The organism is Nocardia sp. NPDC050406, from assembly GCF_044459025.1.
In the GTDB taxonomy this organism is placed as follows: domain Bacteria; phylum Actinomycetota; class Actinomycetes; order Mycobacteriales; family Mycobacteriaceae; genus Nocardia.
Genome location: NZ_JBITIM010000001.1, coordinates 1,309,072 through 1,326,258, shown reverse-complemented (window position 1 = coordinate 1,326,258; position 17,187 = coordinate 1,309,072). Strand labels below are relative to the sequence as shown.

Annotated in this window: 17 protein-coding genes; 5 read left to right on the top strand and 12 right to left on the bottom strand. The window is 67.3% G+C overall.

All coding sequences use genetic code 11. The annotated features are described in order from the left end of the window. Positions 1-10: 10 nt before the first annotated feature. Both ACIBH2_RS06280 and ACIBH2_RS06275 read right to left on the bottom strand, forming a co-directional pair. Complete coding sequence (locus ACIBH2_RS06280) at positions 11-301, bottom strand: hypothetical protein (protein ID WP_397114066.1); 291 nt, start codon at positions 299-301, stop codon at positions 11-13. A 36-nt stretch (positions 302-337) separates the two neighbouring features. Then, entirely contained in the window at positions 338-628 is a 291-nt protein-coding gene (locus ACIBH2_RS06275) for a hypothetical protein (protein ID WP_397114064.1), read from the bottom strand. 314 nt (positions 629-942) lie between these two features. Here ACIBH2_RS06275 and ACIBH2_RS06270 point away from each other — a divergent pair, with 314 nt between their 5' ends. The 4 genes from ACIBH2_RS06270 to ACIBH2_RS06255 all read left to right on the top strand — a co-directional run bounded on the left by ACIBH2_RS06270 (position 943) and on the right by ACIBH2_RS06255 (position 5,917). Continuing rightward, positions 943-2,541, top strand: coding sequence for an ATP-binding cassette domain-containing protein (locus ACIBH2_RS06270; protein ID WP_397114062.1), 1,599 nt, complete (start codon positions 943-945; stop codon positions 2,539-2,541). A gap of 250 nt (positions 2,542-2,791) precedes the next feature. Next, on the top strand, positions 2,792-5,158 hold the full coding sequence (locus ACIBH2_RS06265; protein ID WP_397114060.1) for a RelA/SpoT family protein: 2,367 nt from the start codon (positions 2,792-2,794) through the stop codon (positions 5,156-5,158). A 66-nt stretch (positions 5,159-5,224) separates the two neighbouring features. After that, positions 5,225-5,536, top strand: coding sequence for a pyrimidine/purine nucleoside phosphorylase (locus tag ACIBH2_RS06260; RefSeq protein ID WP_397114058.1), 312 nt, complete (start codon positions 5,225-5,227; stop codon positions 5,534-5,536). 102 nt (positions 5,537-5,638) lie between these two features. Continuing rightward, on the top strand, positions 5,639-5,917 hold the full coding sequence (locus ACIBH2_RS06255) for a putative quinol monooxygenase (protein ID WP_397114056.1): 279 nt from the start codon (positions 5,639-5,641) through the stop codon (positions 5,915-5,917). A 192-nt stretch (positions 5,918-6,109) separates the two neighbouring features. Here the strand turns inward: ACIBH2_RS06255 and ACIBH2_RS06250 are convergent, their stop codons facing one another. From ACIBH2_RS06250 to ACIBH2_RS06210, 9 genes are read right to left on the bottom strand one after another with little or no spacing between them, the layout of a single operon-like run. Further along, on the bottom strand, positions 6,110-6,697 hold the full coding sequence (locus tag ACIBH2_RS06250) for a hypothetical protein (RefSeq protein ID WP_397114054.1): 588 nt from the start codon (positions 6,695-6,697) through the stop codon (positions 6,110-6,112). A gap of 21 nt (positions 6,698-6,718) precedes the next feature. Next, positions 6,719-7,690, bottom strand: a complete 972-nt coding sequence (locus ACIBH2_RS06245) for an MlaD family protein (protein WP_397114052.1) — start codon at positions 7,688-7,690, stop codon at positions 6,719-6,721. Then, positions 7,687-8,712, bottom strand: coding sequence for an MlaD family protein (locus tag ACIBH2_RS06240; RefSeq protein WP_397114050.1), 1,026 nt, complete (start codon positions 8,710-8,712; stop codon positions 7,687-7,689). The genes ACIBH2_RS06245 and ACIBH2_RS06240 overlap by 4 nt, the downstream gene beginning before the upstream one ends. A 32-nt stretch (positions 8,713-8,744) precedes the next feature. Next, positions 8,745-9,845 (bottom strand): MlaD family protein, encoded by a 1,101-nt coding sequence (locus ACIBH2_RS06235; protein WP_397114048.1) that lies wholly within the window; start codon positions 9,843-9,845, stop codon positions 8,745-8,747. Position 9,846: 1 nt separating this feature from the next. After that, the gene (locus ACIBH2_RS06230; RefSeq protein ID WP_397114046.1) at positions 9,847-10,911 is read right to left on the bottom strand and encodes an MlaD family protein; all 1,065 of its coding nucleotides are present in this window, start codon (positions 10,909-10,911) and stop codon (positions 9,847-9,849) included. Beyond that, positions 10,899-11,921 (bottom strand): MlaD family protein, encoded by a 1,023-nt coding sequence (locus ACIBH2_RS06225; RefSeq protein WP_397114044.1) that lies wholly within the window; start codon positions 11,919-11,921, stop codon positions 10,899-10,901. Before ACIBH2_RS06225 ends, ACIBH2_RS06230 begins: the two co-directional genes overlap by 13 nt. Further along, positions 11,918-12,967: an MlaD family protein gene (locus ACIBH2_RS06220; protein ID WP_397114042.1), complete on the bottom strand. Its 1,050-nt coding sequence runs from the start codon at positions 12,965-12,967 to the stop codon at positions 11,918-11,920. Before ACIBH2_RS06220 ends, ACIBH2_RS06225 begins: the two co-directional genes overlap by 4 nt. A gap of 5 nt (positions 12,968-12,972) precedes the next feature. Then, complete coding sequence (locus ACIBH2_RS06215; RefSeq protein ID WP_397114040.1) at positions 12,973-13,839, bottom strand: ABC transporter permease; 867 nt, start codon at positions 13,837-13,839, stop codon at positions 12,973-12,975. After that, positions 13,839-14,684, bottom strand: a complete 846-nt coding sequence (locus ACIBH2_RS06210) for an MlaE family ABC transporter permease (protein WP_397114038.1) — start codon at positions 14,682-14,684, stop codon at positions 13,839-13,841. The genes ACIBH2_RS06215 and ACIBH2_RS06210 overlap by 1 nt, the downstream gene beginning before the upstream one ends. A 331-nt stretch (positions 14,685-15,015) precedes the next feature. Here ACIBH2_RS06210 and ACIBH2_RS06205 point away from each other — a divergent pair, with 331 nt between their 5' ends. Beyond that, positions 15,016-16,182, top strand: coding sequence for an alpha/beta hydrolase fold domain-containing protein (locus ACIBH2_RS06205; protein WP_397114036.1), 1,167 nt, complete (start codon positions 15,016-15,018; stop codon positions 16,180-16,182). 3 nt (positions 16,183-16,185) lie between these two features. On the opposite strand, the gene ACIBH2_RS06200 is transcribed toward ACIBH2_RS06205, so the two are convergent. Continuing rightward, the gene (locus tag ACIBH2_RS06200; RefSeq protein ID WP_397114034.1) at positions 16,186-16,989 is read right to left on the bottom strand and encodes an SDR family oxidoreductase; all 804 of its coding nucleotides are present in this window, start codon (positions 16,987-16,989) and stop codon (positions 16,186-16,188) included. Between the last annotated feature and the right edge of the window lie 198 nt (positions 16,990-17,187).

The following is a 17,187-nucleotide window of genomic DNA, read 5'->3' as shown; positions in this document are numbered from 1 at the left end:
CACAGCGGCGTCAGGCGACGATCCGGGCGATGATGCCGGTGACGATCAGCCAGAAGATCGCGGCCAGACCGTAGTTCACGATGATGTCGAGATCGCCGTTGCCGGTGTGGAACAGGCCCGGGAAGAACAGGGCCAGCGGCTCGGCGAGCGACTTGATGAACGTGAAGAAGCGGTTGGTCTGATCGGCGTCGAAGACGAGCAGCAGGATGTAGACGGCTTCGATGAGTGCGAACAGTGCACCGACGCCTCCGATAACCCGGGCGGCGGTGCCCTCGTAATGGGTGCGGTACGTATAAGGCATGTGGTGGGAATGCCCGGATCGCGACACCCGAAACGGTCAGAGCCGGGCCACCATCCGCGCGCAGAAACTGGTTACGACCAGCCAGAAGATGGCCGCCAAACCATAGTTGAGCAAAACATCGAGTTTCACGCTGTCGGTGCGGAACAAGCCCGGGAAGAACAGCGCCAGCGGCTCGGCCCAGGACTGGACGAAGGTGAACAGTTTGTTCGCCGGATCCGCCTCCAGCACGAACAGCAGAATGTAGAAGGCCTCGACGATCGCGAACAGCGTGCCGACGCCTCCGATGATGCGGGCGGTGCCCTCATTGGTGCGATACGAAGCGGTCATGCCGCAGGGTATGCCCACGAGAGCGACTGGTAGAACCGGCTTTCCGCGTGTCGCGACCGATTCGCGGCCGGACCGATGGCATGTCGAGAACACCGCCCGACCAGGACGTTGTTCGTTCGCGCAGGCAGTGAGTGGGCCGCGCCGGTGCGGCGCGCGTCACGGAGATAACCCCTTGCGGGGTCCGGGGTCGGTCGTTAATTTGGACGAGTCTTGTTCCCGTTGATCGGAGTCATGCCGTTGATCTCTTGAGATAGCGCCCTGGGTGGCCCGCGTCCGCGCGCCGCACCGTCTTTCGCCTATCTCGAGGAGTGTGCATGTCCAGTACGTTTGTCGTTTCCTTCTCCGATCTCACCTTCGCCTGGCCCGTGGGCACCCCCGTCGTCGACGGGCTGGATGCCGTCCTCGGCCCCGGCCACGTCGGTCTGGTGGGCGGCAACGGCGCGGGCAAATCCACGCTGCTGCGGCTGATCACCGGTGAGCTGCGCCCGGTGCGCGGGTCGGTGACGACGCCGGAGCGGGTCGGCTATCTGCGCCAGGACCTCGGATTGGCGACCGGGCAGCGCGTCGACGAGGTGCTCGGTATCGCGCGGGTGCGAAAAGCCTTGCACCGCATCGAATCCGGGACCGGCACCGAGGCGGACTTCGATATCGTCGGCACCCGGTGGGATGTCGAGGCTCGCGCGGTGGCGTTGCTCGGTCGGCTCGGATTGCACTACGTGGCCGGTGCTGTCGCACAGTTGGACCGCCGCCTCGACACCCTCTCGGGTGGGGAGACGGTGCTGCTCGGCTTGGTCGCCGAACTACTGCGCGAACCGGAGCTGCTGTTGCTCGATGAGCCCACCAACAACTTGGATCTGGTTGCGCGGCAACGGCTCTACGAGGTGATCGGCCAGTTCCCCGGCACGGTGATCACGGTCAGCCACGACCGTGAACTGCTGGAGCGGGTCACCTCCATCGCGGAACTGCGGCAGGGCGAGATCCGTTCGTTCGGCGGCAATTTCAGCGATTACGAGCGGATCGTCGAGGCCGAGCAGGAGGCCGCGCGCGCCGCGGTTCGCGATGCGCGCGGCGATGTGCGCCGCCAGGCCCGGGAACTCGAGGAGGCGCGCATCAAGCTCGATCGGCGGCTGCGCTACGGCAAGAAAATGGAGGCACAGAAGCGTGAACCCAAGATCATCATGGCCGAGCGCAAGCGCCAGGCGCAGGTGTCGGCGGGCAAACTGCGCAACAACCACCTCGGCAAACTCGACGAGGCCAAGGACCACCTGACCCAGGCGCAGGAGCAGCTGCGCTCCGACAAGGAGATCCGCGTCGACCTGCCCGATACCCGGCTCTACCCCGGGCAGGACGTCGTCGACCTGGAGGAGGTGACCCTCGCCAACGGGCCGATCGTGACGCTGAAAGTCACCGGCCCGGAACGCATCGCCCTCACCGGCCGCAACGGCGCGGGCAAAACCACGCTGCTGCACCGGATCTGCGCGCAACCGCCGAAGGTCCCGTGGCGCATGCTGCCGCAACGCCTCGATATCTTCGACGAGAGCACCTCGGTCTTCGACAACGTCTCCGCCGCCGCACCCCATGTGCGTCCGGAACGGATTCGGGCCCAATTGGCCCGCTTCCTGTTCCGCGGCTCCGACGCCGATGTGCTGGCGGGCGCGCTCTCGGGCGGCGAACGTCTGCGCGCGGCCCTGGCCATGCTCCTGCTGGCCGACCCGGCCCCGCGCCTGCTGCTGCTCGACGAACCCACCAACAACCTGGATCTGCCCAGTCTGAAACACCTCACCGAGGCGCTGGCCAGCTTCCAGGGCGCGCTCGTCGTGGTCAGCCACGACCCGCGCTTCCTGACCGATATCGGCGTCACCCGCCGCGTCGACCTCTCGGCCGACGGGCTCGCCGAAATCCCGTTCGAGTAGCGGGTTTTCGATGAGGGCGGCGCGAATGTCGAATCCCGGAAACCGGTGCGGCGTCGCGGCTGGAGCAATCCGGACGCAACGCCGCGCCGAAACGGGTAGAAATGGTGGTAATCATGCAGCGGCGCGGCCGCCCGGCCGGGCGACACGCACCATCCCGACCCCGGTACGAAACCCGGATTAAAGTTGGTGTTCCGGGTGGTTGCATGGTCCGATACGGTGTTCCGATCGCGACCGGGAGAGGTGGTGTGGCATGACTCAGCATTTGGACAAGGCGAATGCCGGGCAATCGAGCAATGGCTCGTCGGCCACGCCTACGCCCAATGCCATGCCGCAGCGTCAGGGTGGCGCCCCGGCGGCCGTGCCGACCTCCGCGTCGCGGCGGGTGCGGGCCCGGCTCGCGCGGCGCATGACCGGTCAGCGCGGTATCGCGGCGGTCAAGCCGGTGCTGGAGCCCCTCGCCACCGTGCACCGCGAGCTGTATCCCAAGGCGAACCTGCAACTGTTGCAGCGCGCCTTCGACGTGGCCGACGAGAAGCACGCCCACCAGTTCCGAAAATCCGGTGATCCGTACATCACGCATCCCCTGGCGGTGGCCAATATCCTCGCCGAGCTGGGCATGGACACCACCACCCTGGTGGCGGCGCTGTTGCACGACACCGTCGAGGACACCGGCTACTCCCTCGACGAGCTGACCGAGGAGTTCGGTCAGGAGGTGGCGCACCTGGTCGACGGCGTCACCAAGCTGGACAAGGTCAATCTGGGCGCGGCCGCCGAGGCCGAGACCATTCGCAAGATGATCATCGCCATGGCCCGCGACCCGCGCGTGCTGGTGATCAAGGTGGCCGACCGGCTGCACAATATGCGCACCATGCGGTTCCTGCCGCCGGAGAAGCAGGCGAAGAAGGCCCGCGAAACCCTCGAGGTCATCGCGCCGCTCGCCCACCGGCTCGGTATGGCCACCGTCAAATGGGAGCTCGAGGACCTCGCCTTCGCGATCCTGCACCCGAAGAAGTACGACGAGATCGTGCGCCTGGTCGCCGACCGCGCGCCCTCGCGCGACACCTATCTGGCGAAGGTGCGCGCCGAGATCGTCAACACTCTCGCCGCGAGCCGCATCAACGCCATTGTCGAGGGCCGCCCCAAGCACTACTGGTCGATCTATCAGAAGATGATCGTCAAGGGTAAGGACTTCGACGATATCCACGACCTGGTCGGCATCCGCATCCTCTGCGACGAGGTGCGCGACTGCTATGCCGCGGTCGGCGTGGTGCACTCGCTGTGGCAGCCCATGGCCGGGCGCTTCAAGGACTACATCGCCCAGCCCCGCTACGGCGTCTACCAGTCGCTGCACACCACCGTGGTCGGCCCCGACGGCAAGCCCCTGGAGGTGCAGATCCGCACCCAGGACATGCACCGCACCGCCGAGTTCGGTATCGCCGCGCACTGGCGGTACAAGGAGACCAAGGGCAAGCACTCCAACGACTCCACCGAAGTCGACGATATGGCGTGGATGCGGCAGCTGCTCGACTGGCAGCGCGAGGCCGCCGATCCGGCCGAATTCCTGGAGTCGCTGCGCTTCGACCTGAAATCGCCGGAGATCTTCGTCTTCACCCCCAAGGGCGATGTGATCACGCTGCCGCAGAAGTCCACCCCGGTGGATTTCGCGTACGCCGTGCACACCGAGGTCGGCCACCGCTGTATCGGCGCGCGCGTCAACGGCCGCCTGGTCGCCTTGGAACGCCAGCTGGAGAACGGTGAGGTCGTCGAGATCTTCACCTCCAAGGCGCAGAATGCCGGACCCTCGCGGGACTGGTCGAATTTCGTGGTCTCCCCGCGCGCCAAGGCCAAGATTCGGCAGTGGTTCGCCAAGGAACGCCGCGAGGAGGCCCTCGAGGCGGGCAAGGACGCCATCAGCAAGGAGGTCCGCCGCTCCGGACTGCCGCTGCAGCGGTTGATGAGCGCGGACGCCATGTCGGCGCTCGCCCACGAACTGCACTACACCGATATCTCCGCCCTGTACGCGGCGGTCGGCGAGAACCAGGTCTCCGCGCACCATGTCGTGCAGCGGCTCATGGCGCAGCTCGGCGGCGTCGGCGATGTGGAGAACGAGCTGGCCGAGCGGTCCACGCCGTCCACGGTGCCGTCGCGCCAGCGCGGCAGTGGCGATGCGGGCGTGGAGATTCCGGGCGCGCCCGGCACGGTCGCCAAGCTCGCCAAGTGCTGCACCCCGGTGCCCGGCGACGAGATCATGGGCTTCGTGACGCGCGGCGGCGCGGTGAGCGTGCACCGCACCGACTGCACCAATGCCGACTCGCTGCGCACCGAACCGGAACGCATCATCGAGGTGAAGTGGGCCCCGTCCCCGTCCTCGGTCTTCCTGGTCGCCATCCAGATCGAGGCCCTGGACCGCACCCGCCTGCTCTCCGATGTCACCAAGGTGCTGGCCGACGAGAAGGTCAATATCCTCTCGGCCTCGGTCATGACCTCCGGCGACCGTGTGGCAATCTCCAAGTTCACCTTCGAGATGGGCGACCCGAAACACCTCGGCCACCTGCTCAACGTGGTCCGCAATGTGGAGGGCGTCTACGACGTCTACCGGGTGACCTCGGCCGCCTGACCTCCCGGCACACCTCGAGACAGCGCCACGTTAGTGTTGCCTGTCCCGAGGAACCGAGGAGAGTTCATGACCACGTTCGAGAATGTCACCGTCACCAAGCAGGCGAATGTCTACTTCGACGGCAAATGCGTGTCCTACAGCCTGCAATTGCCCGACGGCACAAAGAAATCCGTCGGTGTCATCCTGCCCGCCACGCTGACATTCACCACCGGAGCTCCCGAGGTCATGGAGCTGATCGACGGCGAGTGCAAGGTCACCCTCGCGGGCGCGACCGAGGCGGTCACCTACCGGGGCGGCCAGTCCTTCGACGTTCCCGGCGACAGCTCCTTCCAGATCGAGGTGCTCTCCCCGGTGCACTACGTCTGCCACTACGGCTGACCCGTTCTTCTCGCGGACCCGGTCGGGCAGTACCCGGCCGGGTCCGCGTCGTATTTCCCCGGCTCCCCACGGGCTCGGGTCGCTCCGCAGTACGCTGCGAGAGTGCTGATCGTTGCTGGATATCTGCGGGTCACCGAGCGCGAGCGCTACCTCGACAGCTGCCGCGAAGTCGTCGAACAGGCGCGAAAGGCCAACGGCTGCTTGGACTTCAACCTCGGAGCCGACCTGGTCGAACCCGACCGCGTCAACGTGTACGAGCGGTGGGCGACCCGCGCCGACGCGGAGGCGTTCCGTGGTGCGGGGACATCGGGGGAGCTGGCGGAGCGGATAGTCGGGGCCGACGTCCGAGAGTTCGAGTACGACACCGAGATACGCCTGTAAGGAGGCCGCCGACCCCGCCGCGCTGCGCGACTATCGCGCCGCGGCCGAACGCGGCGATCTCGACTACGTGCCGGTGTGGGCGGGCGAATCGGTGGACCTGATCACCGATCTGGAGCCCGCCGCCGCGCTGACCCGTCGCCTCGGTCGCGAGGCGGCAGCGGCGATCGCCCGCGTGGCGGGCTGAGAACATGGTCACTTCAAGGGAAGTGCCCCCTCCATACCGCCGACGTCGGTCACCTTCCAGTCCGCGCCGCGGTCCACGGTGACGTTGTAGGTGACGGTGGTCTGCGCGCCCTGCGGATTCTGCGCATTGGTGGAGCTCACGTTCACGAAGACGTTGACCTTGTACACGCCCCCGGATTCGGAGACCACCCTCGCGGTGATGGGCAGCGCGGTCGAGGTCCACTTCAGCGGTGTGAGGATCTCCTGGAGGGCGGGTGCGGTGCTGTCGAACTTGGTGGCCAGCGCGGGCGCGGTGTTGTTCTTGAGCCGGGTCACCCAGCCGGTGAAATCGGCGAAGTTCACCGTGGACGCGCCGACGGCGTAATCGGTGGCGATCTGTTCGGCACGGGCATGGTCGGCGGCGACGGCGTCGCGGTGGGCGATATCGTCGCGGGCGGCCACCAGCAGTACCGCGAGGACCACGGCGACAATGGTCGGCACGGCGACGGCGGCGGACCAGAGCAGGGTGGTCAGCGGAATCGAAATCGTGCGCGAACCCGCTGGGGCAGCGGCCTTCTCGGGGTCGGACTCCGGCTTCTTGTCGAGGTCGATGCTCATCGGAACTCCCACGGTGTCGGACTATTTGACGTTGATCTGCAAGCGCAAGGTGCCGTCGGGGGTGGTGGCGTGCAGCGCCTGGGAGATCAGGCTGCCCAGATCCAGACGGCCCAACAGCGGCGGCACCAGCGCGAAGACGGGTTGCAGCAGCGGCGCCAAGGGGGCCACCTCGGGGCCGATCCGCTCGAGCCGCACGGTGATCTCGCGCAGGAACGGCGCGAGCCCGATCGTCTCCGGGGTGTCCTCGAGGAAGGAGTGCGGCACATTGCCCGCGCGAATGATCGCCGCGATGGAGGCGGCCACCTCCACCACCCGAGGCCCGAACTGCGCCCACGGTTCCGCCGCCTGGCGCATGGCCGGACCCGTCCAGTCCATATCGGTCGCATTGGCCTGTAGCGCGATGAGCAGCCGCCGAATGACCTCGGTGCGGGCCAGCAGCGTCGAGGCGAGCAGCGTGGTGGAGCGCGAGAGCTGCGGAATCACCGCGTCGGTTCCGTCCACCGCGGCGCTGAAGGTGTCGACCAGTGAGGCCAGCGCGGGGGGATCCAGCTGCCGCAGCAGTTCGGTGGTGGTGCGCGCGATATCCGGAATCGACACCGGCGCGGCGAGTTCGGTGGCGTGCACCACCTGTCCGTCCCGTAGGTAGGGCCCCTCGCCCGAGGGCGGATCGAACTCCACATACGCCTCGCCGAGTCCCGACAGCCCCTCGATGCGCACCGCGCTCGCGGTGGGAATCCGGTACTTCGCGTCGATGCGGAAGGCCACCGCCACGCCCTCGGCCACATGCTCCACCGAGGTCACCTGCCCGACCTCCACACCGGAGAGCAGAATCTTCGACCGTGGCAGCAGCCCACCGGATTCCGGCACGATCATGCTGGCGCGCACCTGCTCCTGGAACCAGGTCACCCGCACCACGCCGAAGGTCAGATACACACAGCCCACGACGAGAATGACGGCGATACTCGCCAGCGACAGCAGGGTATTCGGCTTCACCGGACCACTCCGATCATGCGCAGGGCCCGCACAATGCCGTCGATCCGCTCGTCCCCGGCGATGGGGGCCCCGCCCTCGATCGTCACCGTCGTGACATTCACCTTGGGCCCGCGTTCGACGAACGGAATTATCTTGTCGCGCAACAGCGCGACCAGTCGATTGAGATTCGACGGCGCGCGCAGATCGAGCGGGTTCGCGGCGAACAGCAGCGGTACGAACGCCTTGGCCGCCGCGTCCCCGGCACGAAACAGCGGTGCGAACGGCTCCACCGAATGCCCGATCGTCCCCAGCGATCCGACAATGCCGAGGGTGTACACCAGCGACTGCACATCGGCCGGAATATCGCGTGCCCCTTGCTCACTCAGCAACGCGGCCACTTCGCGTGGATTGTCGAGCACCGCGTCGAGGTCGCGCTCGAACGCGTCGAGGAAGCCGTCGACGATATCGAGATTGGCGGCGACGTCCTGGACATCGGTGCCGAGCCGGTCGGCGATGCGCGCGGTATCGACCGGTTCGGCGGGCAGCACCGCGTTGGTCTGCTCGATGATCGATTGAATCCGTTGTGGCGCACCGCCTCCGATGAAAGTGGACAGCCCGGCGAGGAGATCCTCCACCTGCAAGGCCGGTTTGGTCTGCGCCAGCGGAATCACCCCGCCCGGCGCGAGGGTGGCCCCGGCATCGCCCGGCGGCGTGGTGAGTCCGATGAACACATCGCCGAGCAGGGTGTTCTGCCGCAATTGCGCCGTCGTGTCGGCCGGTAGCCGCACCGAGGTCGAGATGGCCACCACCGCGTCGATCCGCCCCGGCCCGGCGCTCGACGGATCGACCACGGTGACCGCGCGCAGGCTGCCGATCTTGGCGCCGTTGGCCACCACCTTGGCTTGGGCGGGCAGATTCAGCGCATTGGCGAATTCGATATGGATCTCGTAGGTGTCCCCGCCCACCGTCGCACCGGGCATCGGCACCGAGGCGGGATCGAAGCTACACGCCGCGGGCAGCGCCGCGGCCAGGGCCATCGCCATTGCGGCGACCGCGCGCCGACTTCGCGGACCGTTCATCGCGCACCCGCCAATCCCAGCACCAGGGGCACCAGATCCACCTGCGCCATCCCGTCGGCCGACGACCCGCAGCGCCCCGGCAGCACGGCGTTCACCACCGCGCAGACGTGATCGGCATCCGCTTGCGGCAGCGCCACTTTCGGCGCCGCGTAGGTCACCTTCGTCTCACCGGTCACCGGATCGATGAACTGTTCGAAGGCGGTGACGATGGCCGGAATCATCTCCAACAGCTGGCGCAGCGACCCGATATGGGCCGAGAGCAGCGTGAGTTTCGGGACGAGCGCGTCGAGGCCGCGCAGAATCGGCCGCCCGTACTTGTGCGCGATCCGGTCGAGCCAGGGCAGGATCACCAGCAGCGCGTCGACGATCGCCACCGCATGACCCCACATCGAATTGACGAAGTCGAAGCCCTCCGGTGCCCGGGTGACCGCGAGCTTGATATCGGCCCAGTTCAGCGCGACGCTCTCGGCAATGCCGCTGAAGGCGTCGATGATCTCGCCGAGATGCCCGATGGCGGCGTCGGGTTGGCGCAGCGCCGTGGCGAGATCCTTGATGAGCAGATTGAGCCGCTGCCCGGTGCCTTCGGTGGCCTGGTCGAAGGTGCGCACCCCGATGCGCAGGCGCTCCTGCTCGGCGGGATCGCCGTGCCCGGTCAGCTCGTCGGCGAGATCGGAGAACGCCTCGAGGGTCTGGCTGATGCTCTTGGGCGTGAAGGTCTTGTCGATACAGACGCGTTCGTCCCACGGAACGCGGGATTCGCTCTCGCCCAACACTTCCAGGTCGCGGTCGGCGAGAATCGTATCGGAGACCGTGGTGGCGGTGACGTCGCCGTAGAGCAGATGATCGGCGTCGACGTCGAATGTCACTCGCACCGAGTCGTTTTCGGGCCGCACGCCCGTGACGGTGCCGACCGGCAGCCCGAGCATGGTGACATCGTTGCCCGGATACAGGCCGATGGCATCGGGCATGATCGCGCAGTAGCCCACGGTGCGCTTCAACGGATCGAAGGCGATGAGGTACGCCGCGGCCGCCACGATCGCGACCGCGGTGACGCCGACGAGGGTGATGAACCCCTGGGAGCCGAGAAAGCGCTTCATCTCAACACCCCTGCCCCGGCAAGGGAATACACACCGTCGGCGCGGTCACGGTGAGCGCCGACTGGTCCACGGTGAGCCCGTCCTGCGGCGTGACCGCCGCGACCAGCCGGGTGCGCAGGTCGGCGAGGCCGGTGAGGGCCTGGTCGATGCGCCGACCGAGATCCTCCAGCTGCGGCACCGCCTCGACGAGTTTGTCCGCGAGCGGTTCGAGCACCGACGTCCAGGCGGGTTCGATGGCGGCGATGCGGGAGAGCAGTTCGCTGGTCACCACCAGCGCCTCGGCGATCTCGGCCTTCTTCGCCAGTCCGCGCGTCTCCAGCTCGCCGATCTTGCGCACGAAGGTGCCCAGCAGCGATTTGTTGCGGTCGATGGTGGTGAGGTACTCGTCCATCACGGTGAGCGCCCGGGAGATGTCGGAGTTCTGCCGATTGAGCAGACCGACCAGACTCTCCACGGCATTTCCCATGCGCCGCAGCGCATCCGGACTGCCGCTCAGCGACTGCTGGAGCGCGGTGAAGTTGCGTCGCAGCGTATCCCCGTCCACCTCGGCGGTCGGTGCGGCGGCATCCTGGAGCGTGCGAATCAGGCTGTAGGGCAGGCGAACCCGCTCCGGCGGAATCACCCCGTCGCCGAGCGGCTCGTCACCGGCGGGGAAGACGGCGATGTAGTGCCCGCCGACAACGGTGAGCATGCGCACCTCGAGGGAGGTGAGATCGCCCAGACGCACCTCGTCGTTGACGGTGAAGGTCATGCGCACCCGATCGGGTAGCAGCCGTAGCGATTTCACCGTGCCGACCGGAATGCCCGCGACGCGTACCTCGTCGCCGACATCCACCGCCCGCGCCTCGCTGAGCTCGGCGGTGTAGGTGGCCTTGCCGAGGGGGAGTACGTAGATCACCCCGGTGGCGACCAGTACCGCCGCGAGTACCGCCGCCCCGAACACGCCGAGCCGCAGTTCCCGCCGGGCTATCGCCGTCTCGTGCCGATCCGACGCGGTGAACAGTTCCGCCAGGCGCGCGCGAATACCCTTGGCGCGCAACGGAGTGCGAGGCTTCAGCGCTGACATATCGAAACCCTCTGTCCGGCGATGAGGACCGCGAACGGCGCGGGCACCTCGGCCGCGCCCTTCGAGCAGGTGAGGTCGACCCCGCCCGCACCACCGTCGGCGGGCGGCAGCAGGTTGGCCAGGGTCTGCAACAGGCCGGGCAGCCTACCCAGCACCTCCAGGGCCGCCTGGGGATCCGGGAACAGCAGCCGCAGATCCTCCTCCAACAGCGGATTGTCACGCGGGGTGAATCCGAGGGTCTTGAGCAGACTGTTCAACGGCCCCAACGTCGACGGCGCGACCGACGAGAAGTCCAGCAGCCCATCGAGTTCGACGGTGAAGGCGCTGAACACATCGGCGATACCGCGCAGCAGCGTCACCAGATGCGGGGATTTGCCACCGATCTGGGTGGAGATGTCCTGCAGGTTGGCCACGATCGCCGAGAGCACCGTCTGGCGGTCGGAGACATAGCGACTCAGCTGTTCGAAGGCGTCCAGGGCGGGTCCGATGCCATTGCCATTGCCCTGAATGACGGCGAGCACGCTCTCGGCGAACTGATTCAGCGCACCCGGCGAGAACTCCTCCAGCACCGGCTGCAAACCATTGAACAGCTGCGTGATGTCGAAGGAGGGAATGGTCTTGTCCATTCCGATCAGCGACCCCGGTTGCAAGCGCGCGGCGGGCTCATCCGGTTGCCGCACATCGACATACCGCTGCCCGGTCAGGGTCTGGTACCGGATCGCCAGCCCGCTGGTGACATACATGGGCCGGTCCCGCAGCACCGTGAAGCGCACGATCGCCCGCGTACCGTCGAGGTCGATGGCGCTCACCTTGCCCACCTGCACGCCGTACATGCGCACGTCGTCACCGGTCTTCAACCCGCTCACATCGGTGAATTCCGCACGGTAGTTCAGTGTTTCGCCGCTGACCGGCCGCCGGATGGCGCTGATGACGACCAGCAGCAGGACGACCATGGCGGCGGCGAACAGCCCCAACCGCACGATCACACCGCGTGTCGACGATGTTCTCATCGCACCCCCTCCGGTTGCGTCAGCGCCGTGAAAGCGGGCAGCCCGAGCAGCGGCACCCCGAGCCCCGGCACGCCCCGTAGCGTCACCTCGAGATCGACCATCGGTCCTTCGGGGGTGTCGACGAATACGCGGTCCAGTCGCGCCAGCAACTCCACCAGCTGGGCCTGCGAGGTCGCCGGATCGGGCAGCGTCGCGGCGAGCGCCTCGACGATCGGCGTCAACGGGTCGAGGAATCCACCGAACTGCGTGTGCAGCGTCCGGAAGGTCTCCGCCGCCCCCAACAGCACCCCATTGCGGATCACCGCGACCGAGGCGTTGTAGCGCTCCCGCTCGGTCCGGAAGATCTCGATATCCAACAGCGACGCCGACAGGAGGAAGGTGGAGGAGGTGAACGCGCCGAACCCGTCCAGGAACGACGCGTACTGCGCGATCAGATACGACGACGGGTAGCGCTGGGTATCGGCGACCAACCGGCTCATGGTGACCACCGCGTCCAAGATCGGCGTGAAAGCCCGGATATCGGAATCGAATCGGGTGATCAGCTCGGAGAGCTTCGGGGTGAGCACCTCGGTGGCCGTGGCGGTGAGCTGGCGCAGTAGCGCCCCCATGGTCACGTCCTCGACCCGGCCCGCGAGATCGATCACCTGCCCGTCGCGCAACGGCTCGCCGCCGGGGGCCGCCCGCAGCGCGACCGTGCTGATACCGAACAGATTCTCCGGGGCGTAGTCGACGCTGAACGTGTCGGTGAGACCGGCGGTTTGGGATTCGTCCAACTCCAGGGTGAGCAACTGCCGCCCCTGCCCGACGGCGGCGACCTCGGTGATCTTCCCGACCGCCACCCCGTCGAAGCGCACCGCCGCGCCCGCCACGATGCCCTCACCGATCTGCTCGGTGCGCAGCTGAATCCGCAGCCGATCCGGAATCGCCCTGTCGCGGTAGGCGTTCCACGCCAGCACGGAGATCACCACGAGCAGGATCACCACGACACCGAGACGGCGGGAGGCGCGCCGGTCGATGCGCACACCGGGAATCGCGTAGTTCGGCATGGCGGCTACCCCGGAAATTCGATGGCCGAGTTGACGCCCCACAGCAGCAGCGTCAGCACCATGTCCAAGACGACGATCGCGACGAAGCTCGCCCGCACCGCACGCCCGGACGCGATACCCACGCCCTCCGGGCCACCGGCGGCGAAGAAGCCGTAGTAGCAGTGAATGAGGATCACCGCGATCCCGAACACCAGAATCTTGATCACCGCCGCGAAAACGTCGTAGCCGCTGGTGAATTGGAAGAAGTAGTGGTCGTACACGCCGCCCGCCTGCCCGTGCAGCAGCACGATCACGGTGTCGCAGGCCAGATACGACAGGATCAACGCGATGAGGAAGGTCGGCACGATCGCCACCGCTCCGGCGATGACCCGGGTGGTCACCACGAAGGGGATCGACCGCAGCCCGAAGGATTCGATGGCGTCGATCTCCTCGGAGATGCGCATGGATCCGATCTCCGCGGTCATCCTGCACCCGGCCTGCGCGGCGAACCCCACGGCCGCCGCGATCGGGGCCAGTTCCCGGGTATTCGCGAAGGCCGACACCACGCCGGTCACCGACCCGAGCCCGAGCAGGTCCAGGGCCGCGAAGGATTGGATGCCGACCCCCGCCCCGATGGCGATGCCGAGCACCACCAGCATCGGCACCGTGCCGCCGCCGACAATGAGAGAGCCACGGCCCCAGGTCATATCGGTGATGGTGCGCATGGTCTGGGCGCGATAGCGCCGCAGCGTCAGCGGGATTCCGGCAATGGTCAGCGCCACGAAACCGAAGGCGAATCCGGCATTCTCCAGTGAGGAGAGGACCCGGCCGCGTTTGCGGTACGCCCGCGCCGCCCAGCCGAGGCCCTGGGGTTCATACGGTGCCGCCGTCATCACGCCACCCGAATCGGCAGGAACATCGTAACCACCTGCGTGATAGCGAGATTGACCACGATGATGGCGGCCACCGACAACACCACCGCCGCGTTCACGCCATCGGCGACACCGCGTGGACCACCGCGCGCCTCCAGACCGCGCTGGCAGGCCACGATGACCACGATGAATCCGAACAGCATGGCCTTGGCCAGGGAAATCCACACATCCGCGAGCACGGTGAACGCCCCGAAGGTGGCCCAGTAGCTGCCGGGCGTGACGTTCTGCGCGCCGATGGCGACGCCGTACCCGGCGACAATGCCCACGAAGACGATGAGGATATTGAGCAGCGGCGCGACGAACACCATGGCGACCACGCGGGGAATCACCAAGCGGTGCACCGGACTGATGCCCATCACGCGCAGCGCGTCGATCTCCTCGCGCACGGTGCGCGCCCCCAGGTCCGAGGCGATGGCCGAGGCTCCCGCCCCGCCGAGCAGCAATCCGGTGGCAATGGGCGCGCCCTGTTGAATGACCCCCAAACCACCGGCCGCGCCGATGAGCGAATCCGCCCCGAGCTGATGAATGAGATTGCCGACCTGTACCGATACCACCACACCGAAAGGCACGGCCATGAGAATGGCGGGCAGGGCGGTGACGGTGATCAAATACCAGGCCTGATGCAGCATTTCGCGCCACGGAAAGCGCCGTGCCAGCACATCGGTCACCGCGCCGCGGACCGATTCCACCGCCAGATCGACCGTTCTGCCGAAGGTGCGCAGGCTCGCTGTCGCGGTATCGGTGAAGTTCCGGCGGATGATTCGCACGGCGGAGTTCGGATCGCCCCGCGACGATTCGGGCCGCATGGACACCCCCCTCTCGGGTAGTGCTGCCACTGCCGCGCCCGGGCCGCCGAACTGATCACAGGTCCACGACAGCAGCGTCGATATTCGCGCGGAGACCGTCGGGATCCATTGGCCGGACAGGTGATTCGGACCGACACCGGTGCGGAGCCGGAGGGAATCGACTCGGAGTGCCCGACAGGCGCACTCCTCGAGGCTAACGGACCGGTTCTCGGGTTATCGCCGTATTCGACAGGCCGATTCCGCCATATCGTGGCGGCTTCGGTCGGGCCTGGACACCCCCTCCCGGCGTGCCGCCGTGGCGATAGCGGGTGGGCATGAATTAATTGCGCGCATGTTCGTTCGCTCGATATTCGCTGTCATAGCGGCGGCGGTCGCGGTGGGTTTGGCGCTGTGCACGTTCGTGATCGCGCGCTTCCAGGTACCCGAGCCGCTGCTGCGGTTCTCGCTGGTGGTCAGCAATTACGGCCTGTACCTGATTCCGGCGGCCGCGGTCGCGGTGGGGCTGGCGTTGCTGTCGCGGCTGCGCGGGGGTTGGTTCAGTCGCTGGTTCGGCGTGCTGATCGTGGTGGTCTGCGTCGTCGGCGCGGGTGCGGCCTTCGTACCCATGGTGGCGTCCTGGCGGGAGGCACAGCGCCACGACGCCAGCCTTTCGATCGGCGACTACCTCACGGGCGGCGCCAACACCGGGAAGCCGGATCCGCGACTCGCGGTCGGCTACAACACCATCGACAATCGCGAGTTGTTGATGGACGTGAAGCTGCCGCCCGGCGCCCCGGAGCGGCCGCGCCCGGCGGTGGTGTGGGTGCACGGCGGCGGCTGGGCCGAGGGGGATCGCGGTGAAGGACCGAAATGGCATCGGTGGCTGAACGAGCGCGGGTACGCGGTCTTCGCGATCGACTACCGGCTGTCTCCGCCAGCGCGCTGGGATCAAGCGCCCGCCGATGTGAAGTGCGCTATCGGCTGGGTGAAACAGCATGCGGGGGAGTATCGCGTCGATCCGGCGCGGATCATGGTGGCGGGTGGCTCGGCGGGCGGCAATCTCGCGCTCACGGGCGCGTACTCCGACAGCCGCGTACCGCCCAGCTGCGCGGTGACCGATACCGCCGTCGCCGCGGTGGCCGCCTTCTATCCGCCGACCGACCTGATCACCGGATGGCGAGACCCCGTGCTGCAACCCGAGATTCGGCAGCTGATCGAGGACTACACCGGCGGCACTCCGGCACAGTTCCCGGATCGCTACGCCCTGGCGTCGCCGATCACCTATGTGCGCCCCGGACTTCCGCCGACGCTGCTCATGCACGGCACCCGCGATCACGTGGTGCCCTACGGTCAATCGGTCGAGCTCGCCGAGCGTCTGGACGCCGTCGGCGTCGCCCGCGAACTGCTGCCGATTCCCTACGGTGAGCACGCCTACGACTTCGCCTGGGGCGACTGGGGTTCGCAGATCTCCCGAAAGGTGTTCGGCGACTTCCTGTCCCGCCACTTCCCGGCGGAGTGAGTGTCAGCGCCGCAGGCCGTGCGCCGCGGCGATGAGGCGTTCCATGACGGTGCGCGGCAGCACCCGGCGCACCGCGAACATGAGCGGCGCGTTGCTGCCCACCGCATACAGCGGTTTCGGACGCCGGGCCTCGATCGCCCGCACGATGGTCTCCGCGACCCGTTCGGGCGTGATGCCCTCGGCCTGCTTGCGGTCGAGCGCGGCCATGAACTTGGTGAATTCCGCGGTGTGCGGCGAACCTTCGCGCAGGTATTTGGTGCGGCGCTCGCGCAGCCCCGTATCGATCTGTCCGGGCTCGACGGTGGTGATCCACACGCCGAACGGTGACTCCTCGAACCGCGCCGAGGTCGCGAAGCCGCGCACGGCCGCCTTGGTCGCCACATACGAGGAGCGGTAGGGCATGGGGAAACTGCCCAGCATGGACCCGACCATCACCACCCGCCCGTGCCCGCGCTCGCGCATACCGGGCAGCACCGCCTGCGTAAGGGTCACGGCGCCAAGCACATTGAGCTGGAACAGGCGCGCGATCGCCTCGCGCGGCAGCTCCGCCAGGGGTCCGGCCTGACTCTCCCCGGCATTGTTGACCAGAATGTCGACCTCGCCGAGCCCCGCGGCGAAGGCGTCGATGGAGGCGTCGTCGGTGAGATCGAGGGCGCGGTACTCCACGCCGGGCACTCGATCGTCCGCGCCGAGGGTGTCCGGATTTCGGCTGGTGCCGATGACCCGGTAGCCACGCGCCGCCAAGGCGGCGGCGGTCGCCTTTCCGATTCCCGATGACGCACCGGTGATTACGGCCGTTCCGCTCATCTCCACGACCTTACTCGGCCCGAGGTGTCTGGGTCAGAGTAGATCAAGAGTCTTGGCGACGACCGGGAGCGCCCTCGCTTTCGTCCTGTTCGAGCTGTTTTCGGCCGAAATCGGGCGGGCCTGGTAGAAATTGAGCAGGGGGTGTCTGTGACAGATGCGCGGTTATTGTGTAAGTTCTGTCACACCTACGGCGTGGAG